At 63.2% G+C, this 18,807-nt stretch carries 13 protein-coding genes; 3 read left to right on the top strand and 10 right to left on the bottom strand.

The window, feature by feature from the left end:
• Nucleotides 1-128: 128 nt before the first annotated feature.
• From R9B85_RS19180 to mtnA, 8 genes are all read right to left on the bottom strand, one after another.
• Nucleotides 129-1,193: an acyltransferase family protein gene (locus R9B85_RS19180; protein WP_423770448.1), complete on the bottom strand. Its 1,065-nt coding sequence runs from the start codon at nt 1,191-1,193 to the stop codon at nt 129-131.
• A gap of 83 nt (nt 1,194-1,276) precedes the next feature.
• A complete protein-coding gene (gene rpsA, locus R9B85_RS19175) occupies nt 1,277-2,953 on the bottom strand; it encodes a 30S ribosomal protein S1 (protein ID WP_003252673.1) in 1,677 nt (558 codons plus the stop codon).
• 124 nt (nt 2,954-3,077) lie between these two features.
• Entirely contained in the window at nt 3,078-3,764 is a 687-nt protein-coding gene (gene cmk, locus R9B85_RS19170) for a (d)CMP kinase (RefSeq protein ID WP_112249308.1), read from the bottom strand.
• Complete coding sequence (locus R9B85_RS19165; RefSeq protein WP_258392777.1) at nt 3,761-5,968, bottom strand: bifunctional prephenate dehydrogenase/3-phosphoshikimate 1-carboxyvinyltransferase; 2,208 nt, start codon at nt 5,966-5,968, stop codon at nt 3,761-3,763. Before R9B85_RS19165 ends, cmk begins: the two co-directional genes overlap by 4 nt.
• 210 nt (nt 5,969-6,178) lie before the next feature.
• On the bottom strand, nt 6,179-7,273 hold the full coding sequence (pheA, locus tag R9B85_RS19160) for a prephenate dehydratase (protein ID WP_114168009.1): 1,095 nt from the start codon (nt 7,271-7,273) through the stop codon (nt 6,179-6,181).
• Nucleotides 7,273-8,358, bottom strand: a complete 1,086-nt coding sequence (gene serC / locus R9B85_RS19155; protein ID WP_112249369.1) for a 3-phosphoserine/phosphohydroxythreonine transaminase — start codon at nt 8,356-8,358, stop codon at nt 7,273-7,275. The genes pheA and serC overlap by 1 nt, the downstream gene beginning before the upstream one ends.
• A 231-nt stretch (nt 8,359-8,589) precedes the next feature.
• A complete protein-coding gene (gene gyrA, locus R9B85_RS19150) occupies nt 8,590-11,355 on the bottom strand; it encodes a DNA gyrase subunit A (protein ID WP_252379024.1) in 2,766 nt (921 codons plus the stop codon).
• Nucleotides 11,356-11,721: 366 nt separating this feature from the next.
• The gene (gene mtnA, locus R9B85_RS19145) at nt 11,722-12,798 is read right to left on the bottom strand and encodes an S-methyl-5-thioribose-1-phosphate isomerase (RefSeq protein ID WP_112249312.1); all 1,077 of its coding nucleotides are present in this window, start codon (nt 12,796-12,798) and stop codon (nt 11,722-11,724) included.
• 111 nt (nt 12,799-12,909) lie between these two features.
• Between mtnA and ubiG the strand changes: the two genes are divergently transcribed.
• From ubiG to R9B85_RS19130, 3 genes are all read left to right on the top strand, one after another.
• Nucleotides 12,910-13,608, top strand: coding sequence for a bifunctional 2-polyprenyl-6-hydroxyphenol methylase/3-demethylubiquinol 3-O-methyltransferase UbiG (gene ubiG / locus R9B85_RS19140; RefSeq protein WP_112249313.1), 699 nt, complete (start codon nt 12,910-12,912; stop codon nt 13,606-13,608).
• Between the two features lie 2 nt (nt 13,609-13,610).
• On the top strand, nt 13,611-14,282 hold the full coding sequence (gene mupP, locus R9B85_RS19135) for an N-acetylmuramic acid 6-phosphate phosphatase MupP (protein ID WP_423770447.1): 672 nt from the start codon (nt 13,611-13,613) through the stop codon (nt 14,280-14,282).
• Between the two features lie 152 nt (nt 14,283-14,434).
• Complete coding sequence (locus R9B85_RS19130; RefSeq protein ID WP_207880004.1) at nt 14,435-15,175, top strand: YciK family oxidoreductase; 741 nt, start codon at nt 14,435-14,437, stop codon at nt 15,173-15,175.
• A 125-nt stretch (nt 15,176-15,300) separates the two neighbouring features.
• On the opposite strand, the gene R9B85_RS19125 is transcribed toward R9B85_RS19130, so the two are convergent.
• Complete coding sequence (locus R9B85_RS19125; protein ID WP_112249316.1) at nt 15,301-16,086, bottom strand: TenA family transcriptional regulator; 786 nt, start codon at nt 16,084-16,086, stop codon at nt 15,301-15,303.
• 30 nt (nt 16,087-16,116) lie between these two features.
• Nucleotides 16,117-18,573 (bottom strand): EAL domain-containing protein, encoded by a 2,457-nt coding sequence (locus R9B85_RS19120; RefSeq protein WP_112249317.1) that lies wholly within the window; start codon nt 18,571-18,573, stop codon nt 16,117-16,119.
• Nucleotides 18,574-18,807 lie beyond the last annotated feature (234 nt).

Genomic DNA, 18,807 nt, shown 5'->3' with positions numbered 1-18,807 from the left:
CGCAGCCGGTGCCATGCATCGCGCTGGATTCTTCGCGGCTAAAGCCGCTCCCACAGGGTACGCGGACCGCTTGCGAATTCAGTGCTCACCTTCTGCGCAGGGCACGCCAGCAGTTGGAGGCCAGGCGCCTATGCCAATTGCTGCCGGGAACCCGCTCGGGAAAAGCGCTTGCGCATCGCCAAGGCAGGCTTCTCTACCAACTGCCACGACACATACCCCGCCAACCAGGATGCCGGTACGGCAGCTAACATCAGCCAGTAAGGCCCGGCCCACGGCATCGCAGCCGCCAACACTTGCTGGATAGGAAATGCATACAGGTAGATACCGTACGAGTAATCCTCCAAAAACGAAGGAAGCTTCAACTGCGGGCGATAAGCTGCATACAACGTGCCGTACATCGTCAGAACGGCAAACGCAAAAACCTCAAGGCGCCCACCCTTGGCCAACACGAACAACGTAACACAGGCAAACAACAGCCAGCCGGTATACGGGATCACCGCCCGGTACGAATAGAACACCGCCCCGGCCAGGAAGCACACCACCAGCTTGAACGGGTACTCCGCAAAGGCTGGATGCAGGGTATGCAGCCCCAGTGCAATAACCAACGCGGCAAGCGTCAACCCCATCATCGGCCACCGGCATACCTTGGCCACCAGCACCAATAGCCACAGCACCACGTACATGCGCATTTCCAATGGGATGGTCCACAAGCTGCCATTGATCGAATCCCCATAGGGCCGCGGGGTAAAGCTCACCCCAGGCAAGAGGAACTGGGCATCCTTGAAAACCAGCAATGGGCTATAGACGTACCTGTAAACCTGACGCTGGGAAAAATATTCGGTCAGCGGCAGCGAGGTAATGACGGGCCCTAGCACAAAGGCCATCAGCAGCAGGCACACGAGCAAGCCAGGCAAGATCCGCAATGCGCGGGCCAGGTAGAAGTCCCGGGCGCTATTTTTCTCACCACTGGCCGCGATCAGGAAACCGCTGACCATGAAGAATACTTCCACGCCCAAACTGTGAACGGGCACCGGCATACCCAACTGCAGCCCAGGGTCGGTGCAGCTCAGGCACTCCCGATAGCAGAGCGCAAAGGAATGCCCCACCACTACGGCAGTTGCCGCCAGCAGCCTGATGATCAGGAAATTGTTATCGCGCCCGCGACCTTCCATGACGTCGCCAAACATCAACATCGCACAATCCCCCGACATGGCTTTCTTTCAGCATAAAAAAAAGGCGACCCGAAGGTCGCCTTTTTTTACCGATCAAACAGAACTCAGTTCTGCTTGGCCATTGCTTCGCGCAGCAGCGCAGCCATGGTGGTGTCGGCAGCCGCTTCCGGAGCGTTTTTCAGGCTCTGGATGGCTTCGCGCTCTTCAGCATCGTCCTTCGACTTGATGGACAGGCTGATAACGCGGGACTTGCGGTCAACGCTGATGATCTTGGCTTCGATCTCTTCGCCTTCCTTCAGGACGTTACGCGCGTCTTCAACGCGGTCACGGCTGATTTCGGAAGCTTTCAGAGTAGCTTCGATGTCGTCGGCCAGGGTGACGATGGCGCCTTTGGCGTCAACTTCTTTCACGATGCCCTTGACGATAGCGCCCTTGTCATTGACAGCAACGAAGTTGGAGAACGGATCGTCTTCCAGCTGCTTGATGCCCAGGGAGATGCGCTCGCGCTCTGGGTCGACCGACAGGATGACGGTTTCCAGCTCGTCGCCCTTCTTGAAACGACGTACGGCTTCTTCGCCGGTTTCGTTCCAGGAGATGTCGGACAGGTGAACCAGGCCGTCGATGCCGCCGTCCAGGCCGATGAAGATACCGAAGTCGGTGATCGACTTGATGGTACCGGTGATCTTGTCACCCTTGTTGAACTGGCCGGAGAAGTCTTCCCATGGGTTGGACTTGCACTGCTTGATGCCCAGGGAGATACGACGACGCTCTTCGTCGATGTCCAGAACCATGACTTCCACTTCGTCGCCAACCTGAACGACTTTCGACGGGTGGATGTTCTTGTTGGTCCAGTCCATTTCGGAAACGTGTACCAGACCTTCAACGCCTTCTTCCAGCTCAGCGAAGCAGCCGTAGTCGGTCAGGTTGGTAACGCGAGCTTGTACGCGAGTACCTTCTGGGTAACGGGCAGTGATAGCTACCCACGGATCTTCGCCCATCTGCTTCAGACCCAGCGAAACGCGGTTGCGCTCGCGGTCGAACTTCAGAACGCGTACGTCGACTTCGTCGCCAACGTTAACGATTTCCGATGGGTGCTTGATGCGCTTCCAGGCCATGTCGGTGATGTGCAGCAGGCCGTCGATACCGCCCAGGTCCACGAAGGCGCCGTAGTCGGTGAGGTTCTTGACGATACCCTTGACTTGTTGGCCTTCCTGCAGGGTTTCCAGCAGGGCTTCGCGCTCGGCGCTGTTCTCGGCTTCCAGCACGCTGCGACGGGAAACGACAACGTTGTTGCGCTTCTGGTCCAGCTTGATGACCTTGAATTCCAGCTCTTTGCCTTCCAGGTGGGTGGTGTCGCGCACAGGGCGGACATCAACCAGGGAGCCCGGCAGGAACGCACGGATGCCGTTAACGTCGACAGTGAAGCCGCCCTTAACCTTACCGTTGATAACGCCCTTGACCACTTCTTCGGCGGCGAAAGCTGCTTCCAGAACAATCCAGCACTCGGCGCGCTTGGCTTTTTCACGGGACAGCTTGGTTTCGCCAAAGCCGTCTTCGACCGCGTCCAGCGCAACGTGAACTTCGTCACCGACCTTGATGGTCAGCTCGCCAGCTTCGTTGTAGAACTGCTCGAGCGGGATGACGCCCTCGGACTTCAGGCCAGCGTGTACGGTAACCCAGTCGCCGTCGATGTCGACAACGATACCGGTGATGATGGCACCCGGCTGAAGATTGAGGGTTTTCAGGCTTTCTTCAAAGAGTTCTGCAAAGCTTTCGCTCATTTTAATTCCTGTAGATTCGGGCGAAACAGACGCCCATCGCCACATTCCAGACAATGTGGGTTTGTTTTAAGTAAAGGAAAGCCGGCAGGACGTTGACTGGTGCCCCTGCCTGCTTTCCTGGCTATCAGAGAAGGTCGCGTAGCGCGATCTCGCTCCTGATACGTTGCAACACCTGCTCGATGGACAACTCGGTAGAGTCCAACTGAATGGCATCGACCGCTGGTTTCAGCGGGGCCACTGCACGTTGGGTGTCGCGCTCATCACGCGCACGAATCTCATCCAGCAGACTCGACAGACTAACATCTTCACCCTTGCCCTTCAACTGCAGGTAGCGGCGACGTGCCCGCTCCTCCGCACTGGCGGTGAGGAAAATCTTCAACGGCGCATCCGGGAACACCACGGTCCCCATGTCGCGACCGTCGGCAATCAGGCCCGGCGCCTCGCGGAATTCGCGCTGGCGCACCAGCAGCGCATCACGCACGGCCGGCAGCGAAGCGACCATCGAGGCACCGGCACCGACGGTTTCGGTGCGGATGACGTTGCTGACGTCCTCACCCTCGAGGATGATCTGTTGCAGCTTACCGGGCTCGGCGGCGACGAACTGCACATCCAGATGGGCGGCAAGCTTGGTCAGCAGCTCTTCGTTGGTCAGGTCGACGCCATGGTTGCTGGCATTGAACGCCAGCAAACGGTACAGCGCGCCAGAGTCCAGCAGCCTCCAGCCCAGCTCGCGGGCCAGCAGCCCGGCAACCGTGCCCTTGCCCGAACCGCTTGGCCCGTCGATGGTGATGACCGGCGCCAGGGCACTCACGACTTGCCCTCTTCCGCCACGCGGATGCCCACTTCGGCGCACAGCGCCAGGAAGTTGGGGAACGAGGTGGCGACGTTGGCGCAATCGTGGATGCGGATCGGCGCGCTGGCGCGCAGCGAGGCAACACTGAAGGCCATGGCGATACGGTGGTCACCGTGGCCATGCACTTCGCCGCCGCCCAACTGGCCGCCGTCGATGATGATGCCGTCCGGGGTCGGCTCGCACTTGATGCCCAGGGTGATCAGGCCGTCGGCCATGACCTGGATACGGTCGGATTCCTTCACCCGCAGCTCTTCGGCACCCCGCAGCACGGTACGCCCTTCGGCGCAGGCAGCGGCGACGAACAGCACCGGGAACTCGTCGATCGCCAGTGGCACCAACTCTTCAGGGATGTCGATGCCTTTCAGCCTGGCACCGCGCACGCGCAGGTCGGCCACCGGCTCGCCACCGACTTCACGCTGGTTTTCCAGGGTGATGTCACCGCCCATCAGGCGCAGGATGTCGATCACGCCGGTACGGGTGGGGTTGATGCCAACGTGCTCCAGCACAAGCTCCGAGCCTTCGGCGATGGACGCCGCCACCAGGAAGAACGCCGCCGAGGAAATGTCGGCCGGTACTTCGATACGGGTGGCAGTGAGCTTGCCGCCGGACTGCAGCGAGGCCACCGGGCCGTTGCTGTCGACGCTGTAGCCGAAGCCGCGCAGCATGCGCTCGGTGTGGTCACGGGTTGGCGCAGGCTCGGTGACGGTGGTCTTGCCTTCGGCGTACAGGCCGGCCAGCAGCAGGCAGGATTTGACCTGGGCACTGGCCATCGGCAGCGTGTAGGTCAGCGCCTTGAGCTTGTGGCCACCGCGGATGGTCAGCGGCGGGCGGCCTTCAGGGCCGGTCTCGACCACGGCACCCATTTCGCGCAGCGGGTTGGCCACACGGTTCATCGGGCGCTTGGACAGCGAAGCGTCGCCGGTCATGGTCACGTCGAACGGCTGGCCGGCCAGCAGGCCAGACAGCAGGCGCATCGAGGTACCCGAGTTGCCCACGTAAAGCGGCCCGGGTGGCGGCTTGAGGCCGTGCAGGCCAACGCCGTGAATGGTCACGCGGCCGTGGTTGGGGCCTTCGATGACCACACCCATGTCACGGAATGCCTGCAGGGTCGCCAGCGCGTCCTCACCTTCGAGGAAGCCTTCGACCTCGGTGGTGCCTTCGGCCAGCGAGCCGAGCATGATCGAGCGGTGGGAAATCGACTTGTCGCCCGGTACGCGGATCCGCCCGGACAGGCGGCCACCCGGTTGGGCCAGGAAAATCAGATCGTTGGCGTTCATAGCGTCCACATAGGCCCGGCGGGCCAGGATTTTACTGAAATGCTCGCGGGCAACGCGTGCGCGGGTGAATACACCCAGCAGCTGGTGCCCGTCCCCTTCAGCGATCGCGTCGCGCAAGGCGTCGAGATCGCTGCGATATGTATCAAGCGTGCGCAGGACAGCGTCGCGGTTGGCGAGAAAGATGTCGTGCCACATGGTCGGGTCGCTGCCAGCGATTCTCGTGAAATCGCGGAAGCCTCCCGCAGCGTACCGGAAGATCTCGAGGTTTTCATTGCGCTTGGCCAGTGAGTCGACCAGGCCGAAGGCCAGCAGGTGCGGCAGGTGGCTGGTGGCGGCAAGCACTTCGTCGTGGCGTTCGACCGACATGTGCTCCACATCGGCGTCCAGCGTGCGCCACAGGCGGTCGACCAGGGCCAGGGCGGCCGGGTCGGTTTCGGCCAGCGGCGTGAGAATGACCTTGTGCCGGCGGAACAGGGTGGCGTTGGAGGCCTCTACCCCGCTCTGCTCGGAGCCGGCGATGGGGTGGCCGGGGACGAAGCGCGACAGGCGGGCACCGAAGACGGCTCGCGCCTCACGGACGACGTTGCCCTTGGCACTGCCGACATCGGTAATGATGGCATCGCCGAGGTCGAGTTGAGCCAGGCGGGCCAGGACCTTTTCCATGGCCAGGATCGGCACGGCCAACTGGATGACATCGGCACCGACACAGGCGGCGGCAAGGTCTTCCTCGCAGCGATCGACCACGCCCAGGGCCACGGCCTGCTTGCGCGAGGGGGCGTCCAGGTCGACACCGACCACTTCGCGGCACAGGCCGCTTTCACGCAGGCCCTTGGCGAACGAGCCACCGATCAGGCCGAGGCCGACCACAACCAGGCGGTTGATGATTGGCGCGGGTTTGGTTGTTACTGCTTTTACCACTGGTGCGAACCCTGTTCAGAAATCTAGGCAGCCTGTGAGGGCCATTGGGGCTGCTTTGCAGCCCATCGCCGGCAAGCCAGCTCCCACAGGGACTGCACAAACCTCATGGCTTGCGCGGTATCTGTAGGAGCGGCCTTGTGTCGCGATGGGGCGCGAAGCGGCCCCAACCCTCTCAAATCAAAGCACCGCCTTCGGATAAGAGCCCAGCACCTTCAGCGCCACAGCCTCCTGGCTGATCTGCTCGAGCACCGCCTTGATCAGCGGGTCGCGGTGATGGCCAACGAAGTCGATGAAGAACACGTAGGTCCACTTGCCGCTGCGCGACGGGCGGGTCTCGATGCGGGTCAGGTCGATGCCGTTCTGGTGGAACGGTACCAGCAGCTCGTGCAAGGCACCCGGCTTGTTGCTCATCGAAACGATGATCGAGGTCTTGTCGTCGCCGGTCGGCGGTACTTCCTGGCTGCCGATCATCAGGAAGCGCGTGGAGTTGTCCGGGCGGTCTTCGATCTTTTCGGCCAGGCGGGTCAAACCGTACAGGTTGGCCGCCATGTCGCCGGCGATCGCCGCCGAATTCCACTCGCCCTTGACCCGCTTGGCCGCCTCGGCATTGCTCGACACGGCCACGCGCTCCACGTTCGGGTAGTGCGCGTCCAGCCACTTGCGGCACTGGGCCAGTGACTGGGCGTGGGAGTAGATGCGGGTGATGCTGTCGGTCTTGGTGTTCTCGCCCACCAGCAGGTGGTGGTGGATGCGCAGCTCGACTTCGCCGCAAATCACCATGTCGTGCTCGAGGAAGCTGTCCAGGGTGTGGCTGACCGCGCCTTCGGTGGAGTTTTCCACCGGCACCACGCCGAAGTTGACGGCACCGGCCGCCACTTCGCGGAACACTTCGTCGATGGCTGCCATCGGCCGGCTGACCACCGCGTGGCCGAAGTGCTTCATGGCCGCAGCCTGGGTGAAGGTGCCTTCAGGGCCGAGGTAGGCGATTTTCAGCGGTTCTTCCAGGGCCAGGCACGACGACATGATTTCGCGGAACAACCGCGCCATCTCTTCGTTGTCCAGCGGGCCCTTGTTGCGCTCCATCACGCGCTTGAGCACGGCGGCTTCACGCTCGGGGCGGTAGAACACCGGCTTTTCGCCTTCCGCCAGCGAGGCGGTCTTGACCTTGGCCACTTCCTGGGCGCAACGGGCGCGCTCGCTGATCAGCTCGAGAATCTTCTCGTCGAGGCTGTCGATGCGAACGCGCAGCGCCTTCAGCTCGTGCTCGGACATCAGCCGTGCTCCTTCTCGAATTCGGCCATGTAGGCCACCAGGGCTTCGACTGCTTCAAGGCCCAGGGCGTTGTAGATGGAGGCGCGCATGCCGCCTACCGAACGGTGGCCCTTGAGGTTGAGCAGGCCACGGGCATCGGCGCCGGCGAGGAAGGCCTTGTCCAGGCGTTCGTCAGCCAGGCGGAACGGCACGTTCATCCACGAACGGGCGTTGTGGCTGATCGGGTTGGTGTAGAACTCGCTGCTGTCGATGAAGCCGTACAGGCGGTCTTTCTTGGCGCGGTTGCGCTGCTCCATGGCATCGACGCCACCCTGCTCTTTCAGCCATTCGAACACCAGACCCGAGAGGTACCAGGAGTAGGTGGCCGGGGTGTTGTACATCGAGCCGTTGTCGGCCGAAACCTTGTAGTCGAGCATGGTCGGGCAGCTGCTGCGGGCGCGGCCCAGCAGGTCTTCGCGCACGATCACCACTACCAGGCCGCTCGGGCCGATGTTCTTCTGCGCGCCGGCGTAGATCAGGCCGTACTGCGACACGTCGATGGGGCGCGAGAGGATGTCGGACGACATGTCGACCACCAGTGGCACGTCACCGGTTTCTGGCACCCAGTCGAACTGCAGGCCACCGATGGTCTCGTTGGACGCATAGTGCACGTAGGCAGCGTTGCTGGTCAGCTTCCACTCGTTCTGGCCAGGGATGGCCAGGTAGTCGTAGGGCTTGGCGCTGGCGGCGACGTTGACGTTGCCGAAGCGGCGCGCTTCCTCGATGGCCTTCTTCGACCAGATGCCGGTCTCGATGTAGTCGGCGGTGCCGTTTTCCGGCAGCAGGTTCAGCGGGATTTCGGCGAACTGCTGGCTGGCGCCGCCCTGCAGGAACAGCACCTTGTAGTTTGAGGGGACGGACAGCAGGTCACGCAGGTCCTGCTCGGCCTTTTCGGCGATGGCCACGTAATCGTCGCTGCGATGGCTCATTTCCATCACCGACAAGCCCTTGCCATGCCAATCCAGCATCTCGGCCTGGGCGCGCTGCAGGACAGCGTCAGGAAGCGCGGCAGGGCCTGCGCAGAAGTTAAAGGCTCGTTTGCTCACATCCACTCTCGCTCTGCCAAATGGTACAAATCGTCAATCTTCAATGCTGCCAGGAACACTGTGGGAGCGGGTTCACCCGCGAACAAGGGCGAAGCCCTTGCCATCCACCGCGGTGCCTTCTTCGCGGGTAAACCCGCTCCCACAGGGCAATGCATCACCCTCGAGAGCATTGCCTGGCCTGATCAGTCAAACGGGGCGACCTTGGTCGCCCCGTTCGGGTTTTACGCTTGCTTACTCCTGCTGGGCCTCTTCGGCGCCAGCAGCTTCTTCGTTGTCTGGCGCTTCAGCCTCGACACCCTCTTCGTCCGTCTCGATCACATCATCGAGCTCGTCCTCGGAAGGCTCCTGGATACGCTCCAGGCCCACCAGCGTCTCGTCGGCAGCCAGCTTGATCAAGGTCACGCCCTGGGTGTTGCGGCCCAGGCTGGACACTTCGCCAACGCGGGTACGCACCAGCGTGCCCTGGTCGGAGATCAGCATGATCTCTTCGCCTTCCTGCACCTGGATGGCGCCGATCAGCAGGCCGTTGCGCCCCTTGGTGCCCATGGCGATCACGCCCTGGCCACCACGGCCGCGACGCGGGAACTTGGACAGCGGTGTGCGCTTGCCGAAGCCACGCTCGGAGGCGGTGAGGATCTGCGCGCCGGATTCCGGAATCAACATGGAGATGATCTGCTGGCCCTTGCCCAGCTTCATGCCGCGCACGCCACGGGCGTTACGGCCCATCTCGCGGACCACGCTTTCAGCGAAGCGGATCACCTTGCCGGCGTCGGAGAACATCATCACTTCCTTGGCACCGTCGGTGATGGCCGCGGCGATCAGGGTGTCACCTTCCTTCAGCTTCAGGGCGATCAGGCCGTTGGAGCGCGGACGGGCGAACTGCACCAGCGGGGTCTTCTTCACGGTACCCGAAGCGGTGGCCATGAAGATGTAGGCGCCAGTCGGCTCGGCAACCCACTCAGGGGTGTCGCCCTCTTCCTCGTCCACTTCCTCGGCCTCGACCACTTCGCCTTCGAGCACGGTGTCATCCGCATCCTCCAGCTCTTCGTCGGCATCAGCGCTCTGCTGCAGGGCCTCGAGGTCGATCTGCAGCATGGCGGTGATACGCTCACCCTCCTCCAGCGGCAGCAGGTTGACCATTGGCCGGCCGCGTGCGGCACGGGACGCCTCGGGAATGTCGTAGGTCTTCAGCCAGTACACCTTGCCCTTGCTGGAGAACAGCAGCAGGGTGGCGTGGCTGTTGGCGACCAGCAGGTGCTCGACGTAGTCCTCGTCCTTCACCCCGGTAGCCGACTTGCCTTTGCCGCCACGGCGCTGGGCCTGGTAGGCAGACAGCGGCTGGGTCTTGGCGTAGCCGCCGTGGGAGATGGTCACCACGCGCTCTTCTTCCGGGATCATGTCGCCGTAGTTGAGGTCGTGGCGCGCATCGAGGATTTCGGTGCGGCGGGCATCGCCATATTCGGCGCGGATGGCTTCCAGCTCTTCGCGGATCACTTCCATCAGGCGCTCGGCGCTGCTGAGGATGCGGATCAGTTCGCCGATCTGTTCGAGGATTTCCTGGTACTCGGCCAGCAGCTTTTCATGCTCCAGGCCGGTCAGGCGGTGCAGGCGCAGGTCGAGAATGGCCTGGGCCTGTTCCGGCGACAGGTAGTACTTGCCCTCACGCAGGCCGTACTGCTCCGGCAGGTCCTCAGGGCGGCAGGAATCGGCGCCGGCGCGCTCGACCATGACCTGCACGGCACTGGATTCCCAGGCGGTGGAAATCAGCGCTTCCTTGGCTTCGGACGGGGTCGGCGAGGCCTTGATCAGGGCGATGACCGGGTCGATGTTGGACAGCGCGACCGCCTGGCCTTCGAGGATGTGGCCGCGTTCGCGGGCCTTGCGCAGCTCGAACACGGTACGGCGGGTCACCACTTCACGGCGGTGACGCACGAACGCTTCGAGCAGGTCCTTGAGGTTGAGCAGGCGCGGACGGCCGTCGACCAGGGCCACCACGTTGATGCCGAATACGCTCTGCAGCTGGGTTTGCTGGTAGAGGTTGTTCAGCACCACCTCCGGCACCTCGCCGCGACGCAGCTCGATGACGATGCGCATGCCGTCCTTGTCGGACTCGTCGCGCAGCTCGGTGATGCCTTCGATCTTCTTCTCTTTGACCAGCTCGGCGATCTTCTCGATCAGGCGCGCCTTGTTCAGCTGGTACGGCAGCTCGGTGATCACGATCTGCTGGCGGCCGCCGACCTTGTCGATGTCTTCGATCTCGGAGCGGGCGCGCATGTAGATGCGGCCACGACCGGTACGATAGGCCTCGATGATGCCCTGGCGGCCGTTGATCAGGCCGGCAGTCGGGAAGTCCGGGCCAGGGATGTGCTGCATCAGCTCATCGATGGTGACTTCGGGGTTGTCGATGAGTGCCAGGCAGCCATCGATGACCTCGCCGAGGTTGTGCGGCGGGATGTTGGTCGCCATGCCCACGGCGATACCGCTGGAACCGTTGACCAGCAGGTTGGGGATACGGGTCGGCATGACCGCCGGGATCTGCTCGGTGCCGTCATAGTTGGGCACCCAGTCGACGGTCTCTTTGTGCAGGTCGGCCAGCAGCTCGTGGGCCAGCTTGGCCATGCGCACTTCGGTGTATCGCATGGCTGCGGCGTTGTCGCCGTCCACCGAACCGAAGTTGCCCTGACCGTCGACCAGCAGGTAGCGCAGCGAGAACGGCTGGGCCATACGCACGATGGTGTCGTAGACCGCGGTGTCGCCGTGCGGGTGGTACTTACCGATCACGTCACCGACCACACGGGCGGATTTCTTGTACGGCTTGTTCCAGTCGTTGCCCAGTTCGCTCATCGCATAGAGAACGCGACGATGCACGGGCTTCAAGCCGTCACGCGCATCGGGCAGCGCTCGCCCGACAATCACGCTCATCGCGTAGTCGAGGTAAGACTGTCTCAGTTCGTCTTCGATATTGACCGGGAGGATTTCTTTGGCCAGTTCGCCCATGAGAAGCCTGATTCCTTTTTCTGGTGAAACTTCGCAGCTCCATCAAGGGCCGAACGAAGCTCGCCGCCGCAGCGCATAAGGGTGCGACGACTTACGACAAATCAATGAGTTGTGCCATGGATCTGCGCAATGAAGGCCGCCGTGATGGGCGGTCTTGGAAACTGCCGGATGTTATCACAAAGGCATGGGAGGTGGGGAGATGTGGCAGGTGGCCTCACGTGAGCGAAAATCTGGATTTTTTATAGCCTGTGCCGGCCTCTTCGCGGGTAAACCCGCTCCCACAGGTACACCACCGCCCTCAGGCCTTGTGCTATCCCTGTGGGAGCGGGTTTACCCGCGAAGAGGCCGGCACAGGCAGTGCAAAAATCAGTGCAGGCGCTTGCGGCAGATCAACTGCGCCAGCTTGGCCGTATCAGGCCGTTCGACGATGCCGCGCTCGGTCACGATCACGTCGATCAGGTCGGCCGGGGTCACATCGAACACCGGATTGAACACCTCGACATCCGGCGCCACCCGGGTACCGGCAATGTCCAGCAACTCGTCGGCAGCGCGCTCTTCCAGCGGAATGTCCTCGCCAGTGGCCAGGTTCAGGTCGATGCTGGTGCTCGGCGCCACCACCATGAAACGTACGCCGTGGTGCATGGCACTGACTGCCAGCTGGTAGGTACCGATCTTGCTGGCCACATCGCCGTTGGCGGCGATGCAGTCCGCACCCACCACCACCCAGGTGATGCCCTTGCTTTTCATCAGGTGGGCCAGTGCCGAATCGGCGCACAGGGTCACCGGAATGCCCTCGTTGGCCAGCTCCCAGGCGGTCAGGCGCGAGCCATGCAGCCAAGGGCGGGTCTCGCCGGCATATACCCGCTCGACCATACCCTCCAGGTAGCCGGCGCGGATCACCCCCAGCGCGGTACCGAAGCCACCGCAGGCCAGGGCGCCGGCGTTGCCGTAGGTGAGCAGGGCCTGGGCGTTGCCCTGGTGGCGGCGGATCAGCTCGATTCCCTGCTGGGCCATGGTCAGGTTGGCTTCGCGGTCGCTTTCGTGGATGGCCTGCGCTTCGGCCTCCAGCGCCGCCAGCACATCTTCGTCCGGGCGCAGCCGCTGCAGGCGCTCGCGCATGCGGTTCAGCGCCCAGAACAGGTTGGCGGCGGTAGGGCGCGCCTCAGCCAGGGTAAGGAAGTCTTCTTCCAGGTCCATTTCCCAGTCGCCACCCTCGGCCAGCCGCTCTTCCAGGGCCAGCACCAGGCCATAGGCCGCGGCAATGCCGATGGCCGACGCGCCGCGCACGGCCATGTCGCGGATCGCCGCCGCCACCTGCGCGACATTGTCGCAGGCCAGCCAGTGCTCTTGCGACGGCAGCAGGCGCTGGTCGAGCAGGTGCAGGACGCCGCCCTGCCAGCGGATCCCGGTCACCTTCTCCGCCGCCAAAAGTCGCTCGCGCATCGCCTCTCCCCGTCGTTCGGATATCAAAAGCCGGCGATTATAGCGACCCTCGGGGCCGAGCGCTCGGGTATACTCCGGCGCAATTTTGCGAAGTTTCAGAGGACTGTTCTAATGAGCAACGTCGACCGCGCCGAAATCGCCAAGTTCGAAGCGCTGGCCCACCGCTGGTGGGACCGCGAAAGCGAGTTCAAGCCGCTGCACGAAATCAACCCGCTGCGCGTCAACTGGATCGACGAACGCGCCAGCCTCGCCGGCAAGAAAGTGCTGGATGTGGGTTGCGGTGGCGGCATCCTCAGCGAAGCGATGGCCCTGCGCGGCGCCACGGTCACCGGCATCGACATGGGCGAGGCGCCACTGGCCGTGGCCCAGCTGCACCAGCTGGAGTCGGGCGTGCAGGTGGAGTACCGGCAGATCACCGCCGAAGCCCTGGCCGAGGAAATGCCTGAACAGTTCGACGTGGTCACCTGCCTGGAAATGCTCGAGCACGTGCCCGACCCATCTTCGGTCATTCGCGCCTGCTACCGCATGGTCAAGCCTGGCGGCCAGGTGTTCTTCTCCACCATCAACCGCAACCCCAAGGCCTACCTGCTGGCCATCGTCGGCGCCGAGTACATCCTGAAGATGCTGCCGCGCGGCACCCACGACTTCAAGAAGTTCATCCGCCCGTCCGAGCTGGGCGCCTGGAGCCGCGTTGCCGGCCTGCAGGTGAAGGATATCATCGGCCTGACCTACAACCCGCTGACCAAGCACTACAAGCTCAGCAGCGACGTCGACGTCAATTACATGGTCCAGACCCTGCGCGAGGAATAAGCATGCGTTTGCGAGCAGTACTCTTCGACATGGACGGCACCTTGCTCGACACGGCGCCGGACTTCATCGCCATCTGCCAGGCCATGCTTGCCGAGCGCGGCCTGCCGGCCGTTGATGACAAGCTGATCCGTGATGTGATCTCCGGCGGTGCCCGGGCGATGGTCGCCGCGACCTTCGCCATGAGCCCGGAAGCCGAAGGCTTCGAGGCCCTGCGCCTGGAGTTCCTCGAGCGCTACCAGCGCGACTGTGCAGTGCACAGCAAGCTGTTCGACGGCATGGCCGAGCTGCTGGCCGACATCGAGAAAGGCAACCTGCTGTGGGGCGTGGTCACCAACAAGCCGGTGCGCTTCGCCGAGCCGATCATGCAGCAACTGGGCCTGGCCGAGCGTTCGGCGCTGCTGATCTGCCCGGACCACGTGAAAAACAGCAAGCCCGACCCCGAGCCGCTGATCCTCGCCTGCAAGACCCTGGACCTGGACCCGACCAGCGTACTGTTCGTCGGCGACGACCTGCGCGACATCGAGTCTGGCCGCGACGCCGGCACCCGCACGGCGGCGGTGCGCTACGGCTATATTCATCCAGAGGACAACCCCAACAACTGGGGTGCCGATGTGGTGGTGGACCACCCACTGGAACTGCGCAAGGTTATCGACAGCGCGCTGTGCGGCTGCTGAACCCCGCCTAGACCGCAGCACAGCCCCTGTGGGAGCGGGTTCACCCGCGAATGCGTCAGCCCGGACAACATCGGCACCTGAACGTACGCATTCGCGGGTGAACCCGCTCCCACAAGGGACGGTGCCGCGCCAACGAACTCGAAGGACCTACCATGTTCGACTACACCGCCCGCCCCGACCTGCTGCAAGGCCGGGTCATCCTGGTTACCGGTGCCGGCCGCGGCATCGGCGCCGCTGCCGCCAAGGCCTACGCTGCGCTGGGCGCCACCGTGCTGCTGCTGGGCAAGACCGAGGCCAACCTCAACGAGGTCTATGACCAGATCGAAGCCGCCGGGCACCCGCAACCGGTGGTGATCCCGTTCAACCTGGAAACCGCCCTGCCCCACCAGTACGACGAACTGGCGGTGATGATCGAGGACCAGTTCGGCCGCCTCGACGGCCTGCTGAACAACGCTTCGATCATCGGCCCGCGCACACCGCTGGAGCAGCTGTCGGGTGACAACTTCATGCGCGTGATGCACATCAACGTCAATGCCACCTTCATGCTCACCAGCACATTGCTGCCGCTGCTGAAGCTGTCGGAAGACGCTTCGGTGGTGTTCACCAGCAGCAGCGTCGGGCGCAAGGGCCGGGCCTACTGGGGCGCCTATGGCGTGTCCAAGTTCGCCACCGAGGGCCTGATGCAGACCCTGGCCGATGAGCTGGAAGACGTTGCACCGGTGCGCTCCAACAGCATCAACCCAGGCGCCACGCGCACGGCAATGCGGGCACAGGCCTACCCCAGCGAAAACCCGCAGAACAACCCGCTGCCCGAAGAGATCATGCCGGTGTACCTGTACCTGATGGGGCCGGACAGCAAAGGGGTGAATGGGCAGGCGTTCAACGCCCAGTAAGACTTTTGCCTGTACCGGCCCTTTCGCGGGTGAACCCGCTCCCACAGGTACTGCACTGCCCTCATGGGCGGTGATTATCCTGTGGGAGCGGGTTCACCCGCGAAGAGGCCGGGACAGGCGAACACTCAGCCGGCGGCCAACGTCGGCCGCATGCGCCCCTGCTGGCGCCCTTCCAGCTGCATGCACCGTTCCAGGAACAGGTACATGCAGTCATAGCTCTTGCAAATCGCCTTGCGCAGTTCATTGCGCAGCCCCAGGGTCGGGTTCTCGCCAGCCAGGGTGCAAATGATCTCCAGCGCCTCCCACGGGTGCGCGTCGTCATACTGGGCATGCATCTTCAGCCACTTCATCGCCCGCTTGCGCTGGTCCTCCGGGAAGCCCAGCGCATAGGTGTCGGTGGAACACACCACCGCCGACCATTCACCGGTCGCACCCTCGATGGCGTAATTGGTCGCCGCCATGGAAATGGCCAGGTTCTCGGTCGCGCACACGCGCCAGCACCAGTCATTCAACCCGTTCAGCTCTGGCGGTACATCCTGGGCCTGCAGCTCGTGCAGGTGCACGCCATGCGCCTGGCACCAGTTCACCCAGTAGTCGGCATGGTTGAGCTCGACACGGATGTTGCGCATCAGCCAGCGCCGCGCCATGTCTTCGCCCTGGTGTCGGCCATAGCGGGTCTTGGTCAGGTTGTGGGCCATGTACAGCGAGAACTGCTCCACCACCGGCCAGCCACCGATCAGGTACTGGCGAATGGTCGATTGCTTCAGCTGGCCATCGCGCAGGCGCGCGTAGAACTCGTGCTCGACGACCCGGCGCTTGCTCTCGCGGCAGTCTTCAATCAGTTGCTGGGCCCATTGGGGGTAGCTGGCGGGATCCATCAACGGCCCGATACGAACGAATGCGTCAATCACTTTCAGCTCCTTGATCCTTGTGATTTCTAGCTAGCGAAACGTGCCAGGCGCCCGCTGCAACAGAGGCCGGGCGGCGATCCGTTGGCGCTGCAGACTGTCACAGGTGAACACCTGAGGGCGTTCGATGAGGTAGCCCTGGGCGTAATCCACGCCAATTTCCTGCAAGGCCTGCTCGATCAAGGGTGTTTCGACGAATTCGGCAATGGTGCGCTTGCCCATTACGTGACCGATGTGGTTGATGACCTCGACCATGGCCCGGTTGACCGGGTCGTCGAGCATGTCCTTGACGAAACTCCCGTCGATCTTCAGGTAATCCACGGGCAAATGCTTGAGATAGGCGAACGACGACATGCCAGCGCAGAAATCATCGAGCGAGAAGCGACAACCCAGCCCCTTCAATTCGTTGATGAAACGAATGGCGCTGCCAAGGTTGGCTATGGCGCTGGTTTCGGTGATTTCAAAACAGATCATCCGCGGCGGGATGGCGTATTCGACGAACAGGCGTTGCAGGTATTCGAGGAACTTGTCGTCGCCGATACTCGACCCCGAAAGGTTGATCGCACAGATCGACAACGGCCCCTCGCGCCCTTCGTCCAGGCACTGGCGGATGACCAGGAACACATTGCGCACCACCCAGCGGTCCAGCGCGGTCATCAGGCCATAGCGCTCGGCCGCCGGGATGAAGCTGCTGGGCAGGATGGTCCGCCCGCTTTCGTCGTGCAGGCGCAGCAGGATCTCGATATGGCCGGGGCCTTCGAAGGTTTTCAGCGGGGCGATTTCCTGGGCGTACAGGCAGAAGCGGTTTTCTTCCAGGGCCACGTGCAAGCGCTGGATCCAGGCCATTTCGCCAAAGCGCATGGACAGCTCGCTGTCGTCGGCATGGTACACCTGAACGCGGTTGCGGCCCTTTTCCTTGGCCATGTAGCAGGCCATGTCGGCGGCGCGCAGCGAGGTTTCGAGGGTGCCTGGGGCCTGCGCCATGTGCACCAGGCCGACGCTGACGGTGGTGACGAACGGGCGCCCCTTCCACACGAAATGCAGGCTCTGCACCAGTTGGCGCAGCTGCTCGGCGATACGCTCGGCCTGGTCGGGCGGGCAGTTTTCCAGCAGCACGCCGAATTCGTCCCCACCCAGCCGGGCCAGGGTGTCGCCTTCACGCAGGCCGGACTGCAGCACGGCGCAGATGTGCCGCAGCAACTCGTCGCCGGCGGCATGCCCGCAGGTATCGTTGACCAGCTTGAACTGGTCGAGGTCGAGGAACATCAGCGAATGCCGCCCGGGCTGACGCGCCAGGTCGTTCAGCGCCTGCTCCAGGCGGTATTCGAACTCGCGGCGGTTGGCCAGGCCGGTCAGGGCGTCGTGGGTCGCCTGCCAGGACAGGTTGGCGATGTACTGGCGCTCCTGGGTCATGTCGTGCAGCACCAGCACGATGCCGCTGACCTGGCCGTCATTGACGATCGGCGAGCCGACCAGGTTGACCGACACGGTGCTACCGTCCAGGCGCTGGATCAGCCTGGCATGTTCGGCGCCACCCTTGAGGCTGCCGCTGAGTACCTGCTCGACCAGGCTGCGGCCGTCCTCCTCGGCTTGCTCGTCCACCAGGCTGAACAGCGCCGACAGCGGCAGGCCCTGGGCTTGGCCGGCCTGCCAGTGGGTCAGATGCTCGGCGGCCGGGTTCAGGTAGCCGATACTGCCCTCTACATCGGTGGTAATCACCGCATCGCCAATGGCCTGCAGGGTAATCTGCGCCCGTTCCTTTTCTTCCTGCAGGGCGCTGGCAAAGGCCTGGCGCTGGGCCAGCAGCTTGCTGGAGCGGCGCCAGGCAATGGCAATCAGGAACATCGCGGTCAGCAGGTTGGTGATCAGCAGCACCCGCAGCAGCATGCGCGAGCCTTCGCCCAGGGCATCGCTGAACGCCTTGGCGGCCGGGGTTACCCCTTCGTTGATGGTGACGATGCGCGCCTTCCAGTCGCTGACGGTGCGGGCGTCGACCGGGCCAGCGGCGAAGCTGCTGCGCATTTCCATGGCCAGCATATCCAGCTTGCCCAGGTAGTCGTCGCCGATGTCCCAGTAGTCGATGGCCGTCTGCATGTAGCTGACGTTGCGAAAGTTGCGGTAGAACCAGATGATCCGCTCGACATCGTCGGGGTGGTTACCGCCTTGCAGCACGGCCTGGCGTGCGGCGTCCAGGTCGGGGCTGGGCTGGTCGAGCACCTCGCGCAGTTGGTGGTCGCCCTGGGGCACGGTGATGGCCTGGCGATAGCGATGGTAGGTGCTGTCGTCGCGGGTTTCGGCGTACAGGTTGAGGTAGTAGATGGCGTCTTTCTGCGCCTTGGACCAAAGGCTCTCGCCCGCCACATAGGCACGCACGGCCGAGAGCGTATAAAGGCTGAGGCTGCCCAAGGCTACCTGGAAGACCACAACGGCGATGAAGGGCCAGGTGATGCCGAGCAACTTTGGCGCTTCTAGAGTGCGATGTCCCTTCATGGAGTCCCTGTCACAGAGCAGATAAGGCGCAAATCAACCCAGACAAAGCACAGCGTAGGCCATTTGCCATACCGGCGGTTGGGTTTTTTATGGCAGGGAACTGGGGAATTTTTGCATGGCCTTCCCGGCCCTATCGCCGGCAAGCCAGCTCCCACAGGATTACCACAGGCCTGAGCATTGTGGGATACCTGTGGGAGCTGGCTTGCCGGCGATAGGGCCCGCACAGGCTGCCAA

It is taken from the genome of Pseudomonas sp. NLJ1 (assembly GCF_049486705.1).
In the GTDB taxonomy this organism is placed as follows: Bacteria; Pseudomonadota; Gammaproteobacteria; order Pseudomonadales; family Pseudomonadaceae; genus Aquipseudomonas; species Aquipseudomonas inefficax.
The sequence above is the reverse complement of the archived record's forward strand: the minus strand, read 5'-3'. Positions and strand labels throughout refer to the sequence as shown.